This window comes from Mycobacterium sp. NGS69 (assembly GCF_059812165.1).
In genome coordinates this window covers 211,580-227,793 of the sequence record NZ_JCALCD010000004.1, presented here as the reverse complement: position 1 = coordinate 227,793, position 16,214 = coordinate 211,580, and the positions used below count along the sequence as shown (strand labels likewise).

At 67.0% G+C, this 16,214-nt stretch carries 15 protein-coding genes and 1 tRNA gene; 9 read left to right on the top strand and 7 right to left on the bottom strand.

Going from position 1 to position 16,214, the window contains the following annotated elements; translation table 11 throughout:
• Window positions 1-33: 33 nt before the first annotated feature.
• Entirely contained in the window at window positions 34-1,281 is a 1,248-nt protein-coding gene (locus tag AC5Y2S_RS13845; RefSeq protein WP_499956682.1) for a GNAT family N-acetyltransferase, read from the bottom strand.
• A 261-nt stretch (window positions 1,282-1,542) separates the two neighbouring features.
• Between AC5Y2S_RS13845 and AC5Y2S_RS13840 the strand changes: the two genes are divergently transcribed.
• From AC5Y2S_RS13840 to AC5Y2S_RS13830, 3 genes are all read left to right on the top strand, one after another.
• Entirely contained in the window at window positions 1,543-2,436 is an 894-nt protein-coding gene (locus AC5Y2S_RS13840) for a DMT family transporter (RefSeq protein WP_499956681.1), read from the top strand.
• A gap of 88 nt (window positions 2,437-2,524) precedes the next feature.
• Window positions 2,525-3,748, top strand: coding sequence for a L,D-transpeptidase (locus tag AC5Y2S_RS13835; RefSeq protein ID WP_499956680.1), 1,224 nt, complete (start codon window positions 2,525-2,527; stop codon window positions 3,746-3,748).
• Window positions 3,749-3,835: 87 nt separating this feature from the next.
• The gene (locus AC5Y2S_RS13830; protein ID WP_499956679.1) at window positions 3,836-4,126 is read left to right on the top strand and encodes a hypothetical protein; all 291 of its coding nucleotides are present in this window, start codon (window positions 3,836-3,838) and stop codon (window positions 4,124-4,126) included.
• A 161-nt stretch (window positions 4,127-4,287) separates the two neighbouring features.
• Here the strand turns inward: AC5Y2S_RS13830 and AC5Y2S_RS13825 are convergent, their stop codons facing one another.
• From AC5Y2S_RS13825 to orn, 3 genes are all read right to left on the bottom strand, one after another.
• Window positions 4,288-4,875 carry a hypothetical protein gene (locus tag AC5Y2S_RS13825; protein ID WP_499956678.1) on the bottom strand — a complete coding sequence of 196 codons (588 nt, stop codon included), beginning with the start codon at window positions 4,873-4,875 and terminating at the stop codon, window positions 4,288-4,290.
• Between the two features lie 262 nt (window positions 4,876-5,137).
• A tRNA-His gene (locus AC5Y2S_RS13820) sits at window positions 5,138-5,213 on the bottom strand.
• A 53-nt stretch (window positions 5,214-5,266) separates the two neighbouring features.
• Window positions 5,267-5,914: an oligoribonuclease gene (gene orn / locus AC5Y2S_RS13815; RefSeq protein WP_499956677.1), complete on the bottom strand. Its 648-nt coding sequence runs from the start codon at window positions 5,912-5,914 to the stop codon at window positions 5,267-5,269.
• A 101-nt stretch (window positions 5,915-6,015) separates the two neighbouring features.
• Between orn and AC5Y2S_RS13810 the strand changes: the two genes are divergently transcribed.
• Complete coding sequence (locus AC5Y2S_RS13810) at window positions 6,016-7,575, top strand: helicase HerA-like domain-containing protein (protein WP_499956676.1); 1,560 nt, start codon at window positions 6,016-6,018, stop codon at window positions 7,573-7,575.
• Between the two features lie 3 nt (window positions 7,576-7,578).
• Here AC5Y2S_RS13810 and cmrA read toward each other — a convergent pair whose 3' ends face one another.
• Window positions 7,579-8,385 carry a mycolate reductase gene (gene cmrA / locus AC5Y2S_RS13805; RefSeq protein WP_499956675.1) on the bottom strand — a complete coding sequence of 269 codons (807 nt, stop codon included), beginning with the start codon at window positions 8,383-8,385 and terminating at the stop codon, window positions 7,579-7,581.
• A gap of 43 nt (window positions 8,386-8,428) precedes the next feature.
• Here cmrA and AC5Y2S_RS13800 point away from each other — a divergent pair, with 43 nt between their 5' ends.
• Entirely contained in the window at window positions 8,429-9,745 is a 1,317-nt protein-coding gene (locus tag AC5Y2S_RS13800; protein ID WP_499904306.1) for an MFS transporter, read from the top strand.
• A 150-nt stretch (window positions 9,746-9,895) separates the two neighbouring features.
• Here AC5Y2S_RS13800 and AC5Y2S_RS13795 read toward each other — a convergent pair whose 3' ends face one another.
• Window positions 9,896-10,681 carry an MmpS family transport accessory protein gene (locus AC5Y2S_RS13795; protein WP_499956674.1) on the bottom strand — a complete coding sequence of 262 codons (786 nt, stop codon included), beginning with the start codon at window positions 10,679-10,681 and terminating at the stop codon, window positions 9,896-9,898.
• Window positions 10,682-10,748: 67 nt separating this feature from the next.
• On the bottom strand, window positions 10,749-11,405 hold the full coding sequence (locus AC5Y2S_RS13790) for an SACE_7040 family transcriptional regulator (RefSeq protein WP_499956673.1): 657 nt from the start codon (window positions 11,403-11,405) through the stop codon (window positions 10,749-10,751).
• A 62-nt stretch (window positions 11,406-11,467) separates the two neighbouring features.
• Between AC5Y2S_RS13790 and AC5Y2S_RS13785 the strand changes: the two genes are divergently transcribed.
• The 4 genes from AC5Y2S_RS13785 (at window position 11,468) to AC5Y2S_RS13770 (ending at window position 16,212) form a co-directional block, all read left to right on the top strand.
• A complete protein-coding gene (locus tag AC5Y2S_RS13785; RefSeq protein WP_499957045.1) occupies window positions 11,468-13,135 on the top strand; it encodes an AMP-binding protein in 1,668 nt (555 codons plus the stop codon).
• A gap of 91 nt (window positions 13,136-13,226) precedes the next feature.
• Window positions 13,227-13,982 (top strand): CoA transferase subunit A, encoded by a 756-nt coding sequence (locus tag AC5Y2S_RS13780; protein ID WP_499956672.1) that lies wholly within the window; start codon window positions 13,227-13,229, stop codon window positions 13,980-13,982.
• Window positions 13,979-14,629 (top strand): 3-oxoacid CoA-transferase subunit B, encoded by a 651-nt coding sequence (locus tag AC5Y2S_RS13775; protein WP_499956671.1) that lies wholly within the window; start codon window positions 13,979-13,981, stop codon window positions 14,627-14,629. The genes AC5Y2S_RS13780 and AC5Y2S_RS13775 overlap by 4 nt, the downstream gene beginning before the upstream one ends.
• Window positions 14,626-16,212, top strand: coding sequence for a carboxyl transferase domain-containing protein (locus AC5Y2S_RS13770; protein ID WP_499956670.1), 1,587 nt, complete (start codon window positions 14,626-14,628; stop codon window positions 16,210-16,212). The genes AC5Y2S_RS13775 and AC5Y2S_RS13770 overlap by 4 nt, the downstream gene beginning before the upstream one ends.
• Window positions 16,213-16,214 lie beyond the last annotated feature (2 nt).

Below are 16,214 nucleotides of genomic sequence, written 5' to 3'. Positions count from 1 at the left end.
TGGCACCGGAAAGGTCTTGTCGGGCAAGGGCCGTCAAAAAAGCGTTCCGCAATAGGGCGCCCGCTCGGTGTGAAAAGCGGCATCCAGTTCGCGGATGGCACCCGGACGCAGTTCGGTGACGCGGTCCGCTCGCACCAGTTCGGAGGCGCGATGCGCCCCCATGAAGATGGTCGACAATTCGGCCAGGCCGATCTCGACGTCCGCGGGCCCTTGATGAGGTGGGTGCGGCGTGCATTTGCCGGTTCCGTCGCGCGTCTGCAGCAGGAATCGTCCTCCGGCAAGGTTGAGCGGGTCTGTGACCTCCACCACCACGTCGGCGTCGGCGGAGTACACGCGGGCACCAAGCACCTCGGGCACGTCGTTGATGCGCACCCACAGGAAATCGCTCATCCCGGTGGTCTGCGCGGTGCGCTGGTCGCGCAGTTTCAGCCGGAGCGGATCGTCGACCGGCACGTCGATCTCGATGTTGTCGAACATCTCCAACACCAACAACGTCTGCAGCAGCTCGGTGTGGGCTTCGTCGGTGATGGGGCAGAAGTCCTCGACGAGCACGGAGCCGAACGGCGGCCGAAAGGCATGTTTCCCCGCACCGACGACGCGATACGCCAGAAAGCCGTCCGGATGGACTGTGTAGTTCAGCGCGGATCCGTTGCCCCGCTGGGTGGGCCGGTCCTCCAGGAAGTCGGCCCACCACGCGCTGTCGCGCTCCATCGCCCCATTCGTTGCGGCGCACCATCGTTCGTAGATTTCGGGCAGTAGGTCCTTGGCCTCGGCAGCATTGACCTCCCGTGCCCGGGTCCCGTCCGGCGCGTTGCGCAGCTTCGCGAAGCGGCGATCGATGGAGTAGGAGTGGCTGTAGCTCGCCACGCCGGCACCGAAACCGTCGTACATCGCGGTCTGGGTGGGAACGCCGCACACGATCGGGTAACCGCGCTCGAGAAGTTTTCCCAGCCCCTGCGCGCTGAGCCGCGCCCATATTCCGGTTCCCTGGTGCGTTGACGCGACCGCGATCATGGTCAGCCACGCGGCTCGTAGGCTGCCGCCACCGGGCACGGTGAGCCGGGCGCGATAGATGATCGACGTCCCTACCAGGGCCGGGTGCTGCGGATCGGAGACGTCCTCGGCCACCAGGATGTCCTCGAGTTCGACACGGCGTTTCCAGGCTTCCACGGCGCGCGGGTCCACCGGATCCCCGAAAGTGCGAGCCTGATTCTCATAGACGGCCTGCCAGTCATTTTCGGTCGGGTGCCTGATTGTGATGCCGTCGTCGATCGTATTCATCGTTCGTCCAATCCGCTTCTAGCCCAGCCTAATCGGCGCTCTGCACGCCGAATCCAGTACCGGGGGCCCGCTCTCGTCCGTTACCCGGGTGTCGGACCGTCAAACGTCAATTGACGCGAGCTCGACGCTGCAGGGGCGGGTCAGCAGGGGTCATATGGGTATAGCGATACCCAATGTTGCAAGAAATCACGCGGCTGGCCGTCGCCGCCCCGCGACGGCAGCGCCTGGTCAGGAGGTCGCCGACGGCGGCCGCGACTGGGCATGGTTAGCGCCGCCATCCTCGCACTGACCGCCGCGCTGTGCATCGCCGCCGGCGACGTTCTGCAGCAGCGAGCGGCGCACTGCATCGACGACCGGTCGATCGGGCATGTCGAACTGTTCGCCGCCCTGCTGCGCAACGGGCGGTGGTGGTTGGGTGCGCTGTTGCTTGTCGCGAGCATCGCGTTGCAGGCGGCCGCCCTGGGGAAGGGATCGGTGCTGCTGGTGCAAGCGCTGCTCATGCTCTCGCTGCTGTTCGCGCTGCCCATCAACGCCCGGTTGTGGCACCGCAGGGTGACCGGCCGCGAGTGGATCTGGGGTGGCTTGCTGACCGCCGCAGTGGTCGTGATCGTGGTCGTCGGCAATCCGCAGGCCGGTCGCTCCGGCGCCTCGCTGGGAATCTGGGCCGCTGTGGCCGCCGTGCTTGCGCCGCTGCTGGTGGCGTGTGTCGTGGCCGGCCGGATCCAGGGTGGTGCCCGGGCCGCCGCGCTGTTCGCCTTCGTGTCGGGGTCGTTGTGGGGCGTCTTTGGGGTGCTGACCAAGGAGGTCGTCGCTCGGCTCGGCGACGGCGGCTGGGCGGTGGTTCGAACCCCCGAGTTGTATGCGTGCGTCCTTGCCGCGACTGGCGGCCTGGTCTGGAGTCAGGCGGCGTTTCGGGCCGGGCCCTTGACCGCCTCGATGCCGACCCTGCAGATGTCGCAGCCGGTCGTGGCGGCGGTGCTGGGCGTCGTCGTTCTTGGCGAGACGCTGAACACCGGGCGCGCCGATTTGATGGCCCTGGCGACGGCCGGGCTGGCGGCGACGGTGGCGATCGTCAAACTCGCGCGCGTCGAGGCCGCCACCACCCGCGACGGGGTCGAGGCGCGGCACCGAGACCCGGTTGGCCAATCGGCGTAGATACCTGACGGCGAATCGTTCGGATGACGCATTGTGGGCGGCAAAAAACCCTTTACAATGCTTCCACTCTGGTCAGCGGTGACCGAATATGCCGATCGAATTGGAAGGTCGCTCGATGACGCCTTTGCGCAGACGTCGGTCGTGGCTGGCTGCCGCCATGACCGTGTTTGCTGTCGTCGCCGCTGCCTGCAGCAGCAGCCCCACCGCCGCGCCGGCGAAGGTCATCTTCGACAAGGGCACGCCGTTCGCCGACCTGCTGGTCCCCAAGCTCACCACCTCGGTGACCGACGGCGCCGTCGGGGTCACCGTGGACGCGCCGGTGACGGTCAGCGTTGCCGACGGTGTCATCGGGTCGGTCACGATGGTCAACGAGAACGGCAAGACGGTCAACGGTCAACTGAGCCCCGACGGGCTGCGCTGGTCGACTTCCGACCAGCTGGGCTACAACCGGCGCTACACGCTGAACGTGAAGGCGCTCGGACTCGGTGGGGCCGCGACCCGGCAGATGACCTTCCAGACGAGTTCACCGGCCCACCTGACGATGCCCTACGTGGCCCCCGGCGACGGCGAGGTGGTCGGCATCGGTGAGCCGGTGGCGATCCGATTCGACGAGAACATCGCGAACCGCGCCGCGGCGCAGAAGGCGATCGTCATCACCACCAACCCTCCCGTCGAGGGCGCGTTCTACTGGCTGAACAACCGCGAAGTCCGTTGGCGCCCAGAGCATTTCTGGAAGCCGGGCACGGCCGTGGACGTGGCGGTCAACACCTACGGAGCCGACCTGGGCGACGGGATGTTCGGCGAGGACAACGTCAAGACGCACTTCACCATCGGCGATGAGGTCATCTCGACGGCGGACGACAGCACCAAGATGGTGACCGTGCGCGTCAACGGCGAAGTCGTCAAAACGATGCCGACTTCGATGGGCAAGGACAGCACCCCCACGGCGAATGGCTTCTACATCGTCGGCGGCCGGTACAAGCACATCATCATGGACTCCTCGACCTACGGGGTGCCGGTCAACTCGCCCAACGGGTATCGCACTGATGTCGAGTGGGCCACGCAGATTTCGTACAGCGGCGTCTTCGTGCATTCCGCGCCGTGGTCGGTCGGCGCGCAGGGCCACTCGAACACCAGCCACGGGTGTCTGAACGTGAGCCCGAGCAACGCCGAGTGGTTCTACGACCACAGCAAGAGCGGCGACATCGTCGAGGTCGTCCACACCGTGGGGTCGACGCTGCCGGGCACCGAGGGACTGGGCGACTGGAACGTGCCCTGGCCGGTGTGGAAGGCCGGCAACGCCAACACCTAGCCGGGCGCCCGTTTCCGGCGGCTCGGCAATGCGTCTTTCACGTTTCATTCATTCGTCCGCGACCTGGACGTTGTAGGGTGCCGGGCCATGAGCACCCCTTCCCCCGGGCCCGGTTGGTGGCTGGCGTCGGACGGCAATTGGTACCCCCCGCGCTGGGAGACCACCTTCGTGCATTACACGAACGAGGCTCTGGACGCCGTGATCGAAGAGGCGGCCCGCCAGTCGAAGACGTACGGCGAACAGGGCTGGGAGATCGTGGGCTCCTCTGTGCAACGGGTCCAGGTCGCCCGCCACTTCAGCGACTACGACAAAGGCGGGGACCACTATTTCGAGTGGAGCATCGTCTGCACCCTGAAACGGCCGCTGGCGCCGGGATAACCGCGTATTCCTCGACACCAAAGGCCGGAGGACGAAAGCCCTCCGGCCTCCGCTGACCAGCACAACAGACGCAAATAGCGCGGCGTTCAGGCCCACCGGGGAAGCCCCGAACAGGCACGATCCTCCCCCTCGAACAAGCCCAGCGCAGGACGATTACTCACTCAGTAGCCACGGCCCAAGATGGCCTTGAGGACGTTTGGGCGGTCCAGCATTCGCAGTTGCTTGAGCATGCCGTCAACGACCTCGAAAGCCTTATCGCTGACGGCAACGAAGATTTCTTCCTCCTGCATGCGCATTCGAAAGTCATAATCGGATGGGCCGGGGCCGCGCTGCGGCTGTGCCCAGTTGTCGGCGTACTTCTGGTCAATAACTCGTTGCGTGTGACTTACTTTTTCCCAAGCTTGTGTCACGCGGAGTAGCTCTATCTGCACTTCTTTGATTTGGTCCGGATTCGGTGAATCAAGTTGATCACGGAATTTTGTCAGGTCATCGCCCGACACGACCTCGGGGCAGTCTTGCGGCCAATCGTACTTTCCCCCGTACCTTTGACCCACTGACATTGTTCTACGTGCCTTCAAAATCTCGAGTTTAGCATCTAACAGCTGGTTACGAAGATTTTCCCGCAACTTGCGTTGATCCGACCATTGCTTCTCGCGGATTCCTTGAACAAACTTCACCGCTCCAATAGCGGAATTGAGAACACCAAGACCAAATCCCGCCACCGCTGCGAACGCGAGGAAACCTGACATGTTAGGAGTTTATCGTGCGTGCTGGCCTTAAAAGGGCCGTTGATGACAGTGGGTTGCCGTTTCGGCCACGGAAAATTTCGATGGCGCCGAGTGTGTTTCTTTTCTGCTCTTCAGTCCAAGTGGTCATACGCCTACGGTGGCACAGCCCACCGACACCCCGGTGGTCAATCGCGCCAAGTGTTGACGGCAGTAGGGGTGCGCTAAGGGTGCGGGCCGTTCAAAAAGAAAGAAGTCGGAGGGGCTAACTACCCCCTCTGACCTGTGGGGTGGCTGACGGGACTCGAACCCGCGACATCCAGGATCACAACCTGGTGCTCTACCAACTGAACTACAGCCACCATGGCCGCGAGCCGGCGTCCATACCTGGGCCAACGAGCGGCGACCACCGATACTAGCCGTTGGGTGCCTCGGTGTCCGAATCGATTGTTCGAGTGGCGTTCTCTGCGCCGTCAAGATCGGCTACGACGGTCTCGATTTCGCTGGTGGACGGGCCGGGCGGGGGCACGAACGCGGTCCGCCGGTAGTACCGCAGCTCGCGGATGGATTCGTGAATGTCGGCCAGCGCCCGGTGCGCGAGCCCCTTGGCGGGCTGACCGTAGTAGATGCGCGGATACCAGCGCCGGCAGAGTTCCTTGATGGAGCTGACGTCGATCATCCGATAGTGCAGGTAAGAGTCCAGCTTTGGCATGTCGCGGGCGATGAACGAGCGGTCCGTCGCGATCGAGTTGCCCGCCAGCGGCGCCGTCTTGGGTTGCTTGACGTGCGTGGTGATGTAGTCCAGCACCATCGCCTCGGCGGTCGCCAGGTCGACGGTGGACGCCTTGACCTCGTCGATCAGCCCCGAGCGCGAATGCATTTCGGTGACCACCTCGATCATCGACGACAGCGCGGCGTCGTCGGCGTGGATCACCACGTCGACGCCGTCGCCCAGGACGTTCAGCTCGGCGTCGGTGACCAGCGCCGCGATCTCGATCAACTTGTCCGAGCCCAGCTCGAGCCCGGTCATCTCGCAGTCGATCCATACCAATTCGTCGCGCACAGCGCTCAGCGTATGCGTGTGTCGGCCCTGCGCGAGCCCTGCCCCCACCAGGCCTGGAGAAGTAGGGTGAGCGGTGCGACTGGGGAAGAGGGGCGAGCACGATGACCACCGAATCAGCGGCGACACCCGCGCAGCGAATCGCGAACGGCTACGCCGTCGAAGGCCAGGCGCTGGAATTGGGCACGGTCGTCGTCGACGGCGTGGCGGACCCGACCGCACAAATCCGCATCCCGCTGGCGACCATCAACCGGCACGGCTTGGTGGCCGGCGCCACGGGAACCGGCAAAACCAAGACGCTGCAACTGATCGCCGAACAGCTCAGCGCCGCGGGCGTGGCGGTGCTGATGGCCGACGTGAAGGGCGACCTGTCCGGCCTGGCGCGGCCCGGGGAGGCCAACGACAAGACCGCCGCGCGGGCGAAAGACACGGGCGACAACTGGCAGCCGACGGGGTTCCCGGTGGAGTTCTTCTCGCTGGGTACCGGGGGAGTGGGCGTGCCGGTGCGCGCGACCGTGGCCAGCTTCGGCCCGGTTCTGCTGTCGAAAGTGTTGGGGCTCAACGCCACTCAGGAATCGACACTGGGGCTGATCTTCCACTGGGCTCAGCAGGCCGGGCGCCCGCTGACCACCCTGGCCGACTTGCGCGGCGTGATCAGCCATTTGGCGAGCGACGAGGGCAAGGCCGATCTGAAAGACCTGGGCGGAGTTTCGTCGACGACGGCGGGAGTCATCCTGCGGGCGCTGGTGAACCTCGCGGGCGAGGGCGGGGACACGTTCTTCGGCGAGCCGAAGCTCGACCCCCAGGATCTCTTGCGAGTGGAGGACGGGCACGGCATCATCTCGCTGCTCGAGTTCAGCGGTCAGTCGGTGCGTCCCGTCATCTTCTCCACCTTCCTGATGTGGCTGCTCGCCGACCTGTACGCCAAACTGCCCGAGGTCGGTGACGTCGACAGGCCCAAGCTGGTGTTCTTTTTCGACGAGGCGCACCTGTTGTTCGCCGACGCGTCCAAGGCCTTCCTCGAACAGGTCGAACAAACCGTCAAGCTGATCCGCTCCAAGGGCGTCGGGGTCTTCTTCTGCACCCAGCTGCCCACGGACATACCGAACGACGTGCTGTCCCAATTGGGGGCGCGGGTCCAGCACGCGCTGCGGGCGTTCACCCCCGACGACCAGGCGGCGCTGTCCAAGACCGTGCGCACCTACCCGAAAACCGATGTGTACGACCTGGAGTCGGCGCTGACCTCACTCGGGATCGGCGAGGCCGTCGTCACCGTCCTGTCCGAGAAGGGGGCACCGACACCCGTCGCGTGGACCCGGATGCGGGTGCCCCGCTCGCTGATGGCGTCGATCGGGACCGACGCGATCTCTGCCGCGGCGAAAGCCAGTCCGCTGCAGGCGAAGTACGGGCGAACGGTCGAACAACCGGCGCCGGAACCACCGCCGGCCCCTTCGGCGCCGCCCGCGGGGAGACCCGCCGAGCCCGGCTATCCGCCGGTGCCAACGGATTCCGGGATCCCGCCGATGCCGGCGCCCTTCGAACCGAAGGGCCCGGCTATGTGGGAGGAAGTGCTTGAGAATCCGACGGTGAAAAGCGGCATCAACACGGCCATTCGCGAAGCGGTGAAAGCGATTTTCGGCACCGGCCGGGGCCGCCGGAAGTAACGCCTACCCGCCGCCAAGCTTCTTGTAGAAACTGCCCACGATCGGTGCCACGATCGCGCGTGGGGCGTAGCCGCTGGCCACCGACATGGCCTTCGACGTCAACCCCGGGACGACGCGCATCTTGTTGCGCTCCAACGCATCCAGTGAGATCTGGGCGGTGTGCTCCGTCGAGATCCACAGGAAATCGGGCACCAGCTTTTCGACCAGTGACCTTTCGGCCTCGTCGGGCAGGTCGGTGCGCACCGGCCCCGGCGCCAGCAGCGTGACGTGCACACCCGAGCCGCGCAGTTCGCCGCGCAACGATTCGCTGAACGTGTTGGCGAACGCCTTGGTGGCCGCATAGGTGGCGTTGTAGGGAATCGGCGAATTGCCCGCCGCCGAACCGGAAATCAGGATGCCGCCGGCCTTGCGCTCGACCATGCCCGGCAGCACCGCCAACGTAAGGTCATGCACGGCAATGGCATTCAGCTGCACCTGGGCCTTTTCGCCCGCCGGGTCGAGGCCCGCGACCGGACCGAACGTCGCCGTTCCCGCGTTGGCGCACAGGATCGAGATGGGCCGGGCGGCGAGTTCGTCGCACAGTTTCGCCCGTTCCGTCGGGTCGGCCAGGTCGGCGGGGCGCACTTCGACGACGACGCCGTACTTCTCGGTCAGCCGCGCGGCCAGGTCGTTGAGCAGGTCCTCGCGGCGCGCGGTGACGATCAGGCTGTGCCCGCGGGCGGCGAGTTCGGTGGCCAGCGCCGCGCCGATGTTTTGCGAAGCTCCGGTGACAACGGCGCGCGCGTCGGGACTGGGAGCTGGGACCGGCATGCGGCCAATGGTAGACAGCCTCGAACCCAATAGAGTGCCGGGCATGAGTCAGCGTCCGGCCACACCGGTGCCATCGCAGGTGGTGGCGTGGGCGCTGTGGGACTGCGGCTCCCTCGGCATGAACGCGATCGTGGCGACCTTCGTCTTCTCGGTCTACCTGACCGGCAGCGTGGGGGCGGGAATGTCCGGCGGCACGTCCCCCGCGAGTTGGCTCGGTCGCTCGCTTGCGGTCGCGGGGTTGACCATCGCGGTGTTGGCACCGGTCGTGGGGGTGTGGGTGGAAGCCCCGCACCGTCGGCGGGTGGTGTTGACGGTCTTGAGCGGTCTCGCCGTCGCATCGACCAGCGCGATGTTCCTGATCCGCGACGATCCCAGCTATCTGTGGGCGGGCCTGGTTCTGTTGTCGGCCACGGCCGCGTGCGGTGATCTCGCCGGCGTCCCCTACAACGCGATGCTGCGTCAGGTCTCGACGCCGCAGACGGCCGGACGCATCTCGGGCCTCGGCGCGGCCTCCGGGTTCACCGGCAGTGTTGTCCTGCTGTTGCTGGTCTATTTCGGTTTCATCGCCGGAACCGGCCCGGTGCGCGGGCTGCTGCACGTGCCCGTCCATGACGGGCTCTACGTCCGGGCGGCGATGCTGCTGACGGCGGCGTGGTTCGCGGTGCTGGCGCTGCCGCTGCTGTTCGTCGCGCACCGGCTGCCGGACTCCGGCGAAGCGTCGCAACCGACCAGCATGCTGGGCGGCTATCGCAAGCTGTGGGCAGAGGTGCGCAAGGAATGGCGCCGCAACCGCAACCTGGTCTATTTCCTGGGGGCCAGCGCGCTGTTCCGGGACGGGCTGGCGGCCATTTTCGGCTTCGGCGCGGTGCTCGGCGTCAGCGTGTACGGCCTGTCCCAGGCCGATGTGCTGGTGTTCGGCGTGGCCGCCAGCGTCGTGGCCGCGATCGGCGCGATGACCGGGGGGTTTGTCGACCACCGGATCGGATCCAAACCGGTCATCGTCGGGTCGCTGGTCGCACTCATCGCCGTGTCGGCCACCATGATGGCGGTGTCGGGTCCGCACGCGTTCTGGGCGTGCGGACTGTTGTTGGCCATGTTCGTCGGTCCCTCCCTGGCGTCGTCGCGCGCGCTGCTGCTGCAGCTGGCGAAGGACGGCGGGGAAGGTGTCGCGTTCGGCCTCTACACGATGACGGGACGGGCCGTCGCGTTCGTGGCGCCGTGGCTGTTCTCGGTCTTCGTCGACGTCTTCGGTGCCGTGCGTGCCGGCATCGCCGGGATCTGCCTTGTGCTGGGCGCCGGACTGCTGGCGATGCTGGTGGTTCGGGTTCCTGCGCGCGCCGAACAGCCCGCGCAGGCCTAGCTGTTCTAGTCACGCGAGTCGTTATCGAGATCGACGTTGGCGCGAAGAAATGCGAGTGAACTGCACGCTAGCGTCGATCTCGGTGTCCAGGAAGCCCGATTTGCCGGTGGGGAAGGTCGCCGAAAGACTGGCTCGCGACGCCTAGCTGTTCTAGCCTCGCGCGTCGCAGACCGTCAGGCCCGCCCCTTCGCGCTGGCTCACCTGAACCCCGCCGATGGTCAGCGAGCAGGTGACGTTGTGCCCGAAGTTGACGACCGTGACGTTCGGCGGGTGGACGGCCGACTTGGACAGGCTGACCTCTTTGCTCCACGGCAGCGCGACGTTGAACTCGGTCTGCAGCATGTCGCCGGTGCCGATGTAGACGATGCTGAGTGCGCGGCCCTCGCCGGTGACGTTATAGACGACGTCTTGCATCTCGACCGGGCCGGTCGTCTGGGGCGGCGTGCCCGACGCCGTCGGCGGCGGCAGGGGCCGGAAGGTGCGCGACGGCGGGGTCGTCCGCGTCGAGGGGGTCGGCGTCGGCGTTTCCTCGGTTGATCCGGGCATGGCCGGCAGCGGTGGGACCACGGTCTGGTTCTTGATCGCGTCGTTGACCAGCACCAGCGCTATCACCAGCGCGACCGCCAGCAGCACGGCCACACCGGCGCCGAGCCACAGCCATCGCGGCGGCTTCCGGCGTCCCGGCGGCCGGGGCGGCGCTCCCTCCGGCAGCGCTTCACCCGACGGCGGCAGCTCCTGCTGCCAGTAGGCGGGCAACTGTTTGGTGTCATTCAGGCTGGCGGCCCATTGCGGGCCATATCCGCCGTAGGTGGGCGCGTAGGGCCCCGCCTGGTCGGCGTAGGCGGGATCGGCGGGCGGATACGGGTACCCCTGACGCCCGGTCGGTGACCCCGGTAGAGGGGGACTAAACCGCTCGGGTCGACGTGGATCGTTCATGTCCACCTCATGGCTTGCAGGGTACCTGTGCCGGGCGGTTCGGCGGTGCGTCTCCTGAGTACGCGACTCAGGGGCAGGAATTGCCGGCGCTCAGCGCGGCGACCGTCATCGCCCGCATCACCGCGCGTGACCGTGTCGCGCGAGCGGGTCGCGACCGCGTATCGTCCGTCGACTTCATGCTGTGCGGTGTCGAGTTCAGCAGGCCGAACACGGCATGGGCGGTCAGCCGGGCGTCGGCCTCGGCCAGCTTGGGATCGACCTCGCGCAGCACACCCACCCAGACCTCGACGTATTGGCGCTGCGCCTTACGGACCTGCTTTTCGGCGGCCTCGGGCAGGTGCGCCAGGTCGCGGTCCTGGATCCGAATCAGGTCGGGTTCGCCCAGGGCGAAGTCGAGGTGGAAGTCGATGAGCTCGTCCAACGCGGCCGTCGCGTCGGCGTTGCGGGCTCGCGCGCTGCGGGCGCCGGCAAGCAGCCGTGTGCTGATCCCCACGAGCAACTCGACCAGCATCGACTCCTTGTTGGGGAAGTGGCGATAGATCGCCGGACCGCTGACGCCCGCGGCGGCGCCGATGTCTTCCAGCCGGACCGCGAGGAAACCGCGCTCGGCGAACAGCCGTTCGGCGGCCGACAGCAGTTGCAGACGCCGGTCGGATTTCAACTGGCTCCGCCGATTTGGGGCGTCGGCCTGGCCGGGCCGGCCCTCGGCCGCGGATGCAGTCACGACTAGCCTCCGTCCGGTCGGTTAATCGTCACTAACTTAGCACGAGCGTGACCCGGTTACAGATGTCCGAGAAGGGCTTATCTTTGATAGCCGGACCAGCCGGAGGAGCCGTGGCAAACCTTTCGTACGACCGGGGGCCGAGCGATCCGCCGTTGCTTGAAACGACGATCGGGGCCAACTTCGCCGCCACCGCCGCCAAGTATGCGCAACGCGGCGCGCTGGTCGACGTGGCCGCGGGACGACGCTGGAGCTACGCCGAATTGCTGGCCTCCGTGCGGGGATTGGCCTCCGGATTGCTGCGGGCCGGAATCCGCCCTGGAGATCGCGTCGGGATCTGGGCGCCCAACCGGTGGGAGTGGGTGCTCGTCCAGTACGCAACCGCGGAGATCGGCGCGATCCTCGTCACCATCAACCCTGCCTACCGAGAACGCGAATTGGACTATGCGCTAAGGCAATCCGGGGTCGCGATGGTGATCGCCGCCCGGGACTTCAAGACCACGGACTACGCGGCCATGCTGCACGACGTGGCGCCGCGCTGCCCGGAGCTGGCCGAGGTCGTGCTCCTGGACAGCGAGCGGTGGGACGAGCTGGCGGCCACCGACATCGACCCGACCGGGCTGGCCCGGATCGCGGAAGCCCTGGATTGCCGCGACCCGATCAACATCCAATACACCTCCGGCACAACGGGATCCCCGAAGGCGGCGACGCTGAGCCACCGTAACATCCTGAACAACGGCTACCTGGTGGGCGAGCTACTCGAGTACACCGCGGAAGATCGGATCTGCATCCCGGTGCCCTTCTATCACTGCTTCGGCATGGTGATGGGCAACCTGGCCGCCACCAGTCACGGCGCGTGCATGGTGATTCCGTCGCCGGGGTTCGACCCTGCCGCCACCCTGCGCGCGGTGCAGGCCGAAAACTGCACCAGCCTCTACGGCGTCCCCACGATGTTCATCGCCGAGCTCGGCCTGCCGGATTTCGACGACTACGAACTGGGCAGCCTGCGCACCGGGATCATGGCCGGCTCGCCGTGCCCGGTCGAGGTGATGCGCAAGGTGATCGCGCGCATGCACATGCCGGGCGTCTCCATCTGCTACGGCATGACCGAAACATCGCCGGTATCAACGCAGACGCGCACCGACGATCCGCTGGAACGGCGCGTCGGCACGGTCGGCCAGGTGGGCCCGCACCTGGAGGTCAAGGTGGTGGACCCGGCCGGCGGCGCGACCGTGCCGCGCGGGGTGGCAGGTGAATTCTGCACGCGCGGCTATTCGGTGATGGCCGGGTACTGGAACGAACCGGAGCGGACCGCCGAGGTCATCGACGCGGACGGCTGGATGCACACCGGGGACCTGGCCGTCATGGACGACTGCGGCTATGTCCAGATCACCGGCCGCATCAAGGACCTCATCGTCCGCGGCGGCGAGAACATCTCACCGCGCGAGATCGAGGAGTTCCTCCACACCCACCCCGACGTCGTCGACGCCCAGGTCATCGGGGTGCCCGACGAGCGGTACGGCGAGGAGGTGATGGCGGTCGTCATGCTGCGCGCCGGCGCGCCGGCCCTGACCATCGAGGGCCTGCGCGAGTTCTGCGCAGGGCGCATCGCGAGATTCAAGGTCCCGCGCTACCTCCGGATCGTCGACGAGTTCCCGATGACCGTCACCGGCAAGGTGCGCAAAACCGAGATGCGCGAGCAGGCGATCGAGTACCTGCGTGACCAGGGCTGAGCGCTCGCTGCCTCCCTGGACGCGGCGTGCGGGCGATGGTATTCTCACGCCAGTTAATGAAGATTAACTGAAATCGGAGGCTGCTGCGGCGATGGACAAGGTGGTCACCTCACCTACGGCGGCTGCCGACGCCGTGGCCGACATAACCGACGGCTCGTCTTTGGCGGTCGGGGGATTCGGGTTCTGCGGCATCCCGGAGGTGTTGATCGCGGCGCTGGTCGACAGCGGTGTCCGCGAGCTGGAGACCGTGTCGAACAACTGCGGCGGCTACGGCGTCGGGCTGGAAGCGCTGTTGCACCACAAGCGGATTCGCCGCGCCGTCGCCTCCTATGTCGGCGACAACAAGGAATTCGCCCGCCAGTTCCTCGCCGGTGAGCTCGAGGTGGAGCTCATCCCGCAGGGCACCTTGGCCGAGCGGCTTCGCGCCGGCGGCATGGGAATCCCGGCCTTCTACACGCCGGCGGGGGTGGGCACCCCGGTCGCCGACGGCGGGTTGCCGTGGCGCTACGACGCGTCCGGTGCGGTGGCGGTGATGTCGGAGCCCAAGGAGACCCGCGAGTTCGACGGCGTCACCTACGTTCTCGAGCGCGCTATCCGCACCGACTTCGCGCTGGTGCACGCCTGGAAGGGCGACCGGCACGGCAACCTCGTCTACCGGGCGTCCGCCGCCAACTTCAATCCCGACTGCGCGACGGCCGGCAGGATCACCATCGCCGAGGTCGAGCATCTCGTCGAACCCGGCGAGATCGACCCGGCCACGGTGCACACCCCGGGCGTCTTCGTGCAGCGGGTCGTGCACGTACCCGATCCCGCCAAGCCGATCGAGAAGGTGACGGTGCGCTCGTGAGCTGGACGAGGGAGGGATTGGCCGCGCGGGTGGCCGCCGAATTCGAGGACGGCCAATACGTCAACCTCGGCATCGGCATGCCCACGCTGATCCCGAACCACATCCCCGACGGGGTCAACGTCGTCATCCACTCGGAGAACGGGATACTCGGTGTCGGGCCGTATCCGCGACCCGAGGACGTCGACGCCGATCTGATCAACGCGGGCAAGGAAACCGTCACCACGATGCCGGGCGCGGCGTTCTTCGGCTCCTCGACCTCGTTCGGGGTCATCCGCGGCGGGCACCTCGACGTCGCGGTGCTGGGCGCCATGCAGGTCTCGGCGACCGGCGACCTGGCCAACTGGATGATCCCGGGGAAGATGGTGAAGGGCATGGGCGGCGCGATGGACCTGGTGCACGGCGCCCGCAAGGTGATCGTGATGATGGAACACACCGCCACGGACGGCAGCCCGAAAGTCGTTGAGCGGTGCACCCTTCCGCTGACGGGCGTGGGCTGCGTCGACCGCATCATCACCGACCTCGCCGTCATCGACGTGTGCGGCGACGGCCTGCACCTCCTAGAGACCGCCCCCGAGGTCTCGGTCGACGAGGTGATCGCCAAAACCGAACCGCCCCTTATGCTGGCGACCACCGGGAGGCATACATGAGCACCGCCGTCACGAGCGCGCCGTCCTTCGCCGACGAGCACCGGCGGCTGGTCACCGAATTGAACGCCAAGCTGGCGGCCGCGGCGCTGGGCGGCAACGAACGCGCGCGCGAACGCCACGTCAGCCGCGGCAAGCTGCTGCCCCGCGAGCGGGTGGATCGCCTGCTCGACCCGGGCAGCCCGTTCTTGGAGCTGGCCCCGCTGGCGGCGGGCGGCATGTATGACGACGAGTCCCCGGGAGCCGGGATCATCACCGGGATCGGCCGGGTATCGGAGCGCGAGTGCGTGATCGTCGCCAACGACGCGACCGTCAAGGGCGGCACCTACTACCCGATGACGGTCAAGAAGCACCTGCGCGCACAGGAAGTCGCGCTGCAGAATCGGCTGCCGTGCATCTATCTGGTGGACTCCGGGGGCGCGTTCCTGCCGCGCCAGGACGAGGTCTTTCCCGACCGCGAGCATTTCGGCCGGATCTTCTACAACCAGGCGACCATGAGCGCCAAGGGGATTCCGCAGGTGGCCGCCGTGTTGGGGTCGTGCACGGCCGGCGGCGCCTACGTCCCCGCGATGAGCGACGAGGCCGTCATCGTCCGCGAGCAGGGCACCATCTTTCTCGGCGGTCCGCCGTTGGTGAAAGCCGCCACCGGCGAGATCGTCTCGGCCGAGGAACTCGGCGGCGGCGACCTGCACTCGCGGGTCTCCGGCGTCACCGACCACCTCGCCGACGACGACGAGCACGCGCTGCGGATCGTGCGCGCCATCGCGGCCACGTTCGGTCCGCGCGAGCCCGTGCAGTGGGAGATGCAGCCCTCCGTCGAGCCCAAGCACCCCCAGGCGGAGCTCTACGACGTCGTGCCACCGGATCCCCGCGTGCCCTATGACGTGCACGAGGTCATCGTGCGGCTGGTCGACGACAGCGAATTCAGTGAATTCAAGGCCAATTACGGCAAGACGCTGGTGACCGCGTTCGCGCGCATCCACGGCCACCCCGTCGGGATCGTCGCCAACAACGGTGTGCTGTTCAGCGAATCGGCGTTGAAGGGCGCGCATTTCATCGAGCTGTGTGACAAGCGCAGGATTCCGCTGCTGTTTTTGCAGAACATCGCCGGGTTCATGGTCGGGCGTGACTACGAGGCCGGCGGCATCGCCAAGCACGGCGCGAAGATGGTCACCGCCGTGGCCTGCGCCCGGGTGCCCAAGCTCACCGTCGTCATCGGCGGCTCCTACGGGGCGGGCAACTACTCGATGTGCGGGCGCGCGTATTCGCCCCGCTTCCTGTGGATGTGGCCCAACGCCCGCATCTCGGTGATGGGCGGCGAGCAGGCCGCATCGGTGCTCGCGACCGTGCGCGGCGAGCAGCTCAGCGCGGCGGGCAAGCCGTGGTCGGCCGACGAGGAGGAGGCGTTCAAGGCGCCCATCCGGGCGCAGTACGAGGACCAGGGCAACCCGTACTACTCGACGGCGCGGTTGTGGGACGACGGCATCATCGACCCGGCCGACACCAGAACGGTTCTCGGGCTGGCCCTTTCGGCGTGTGCCCACGCGCCGCTGGAACCGGTCTCCTACGGCGTCTTCCGGATGTGAAG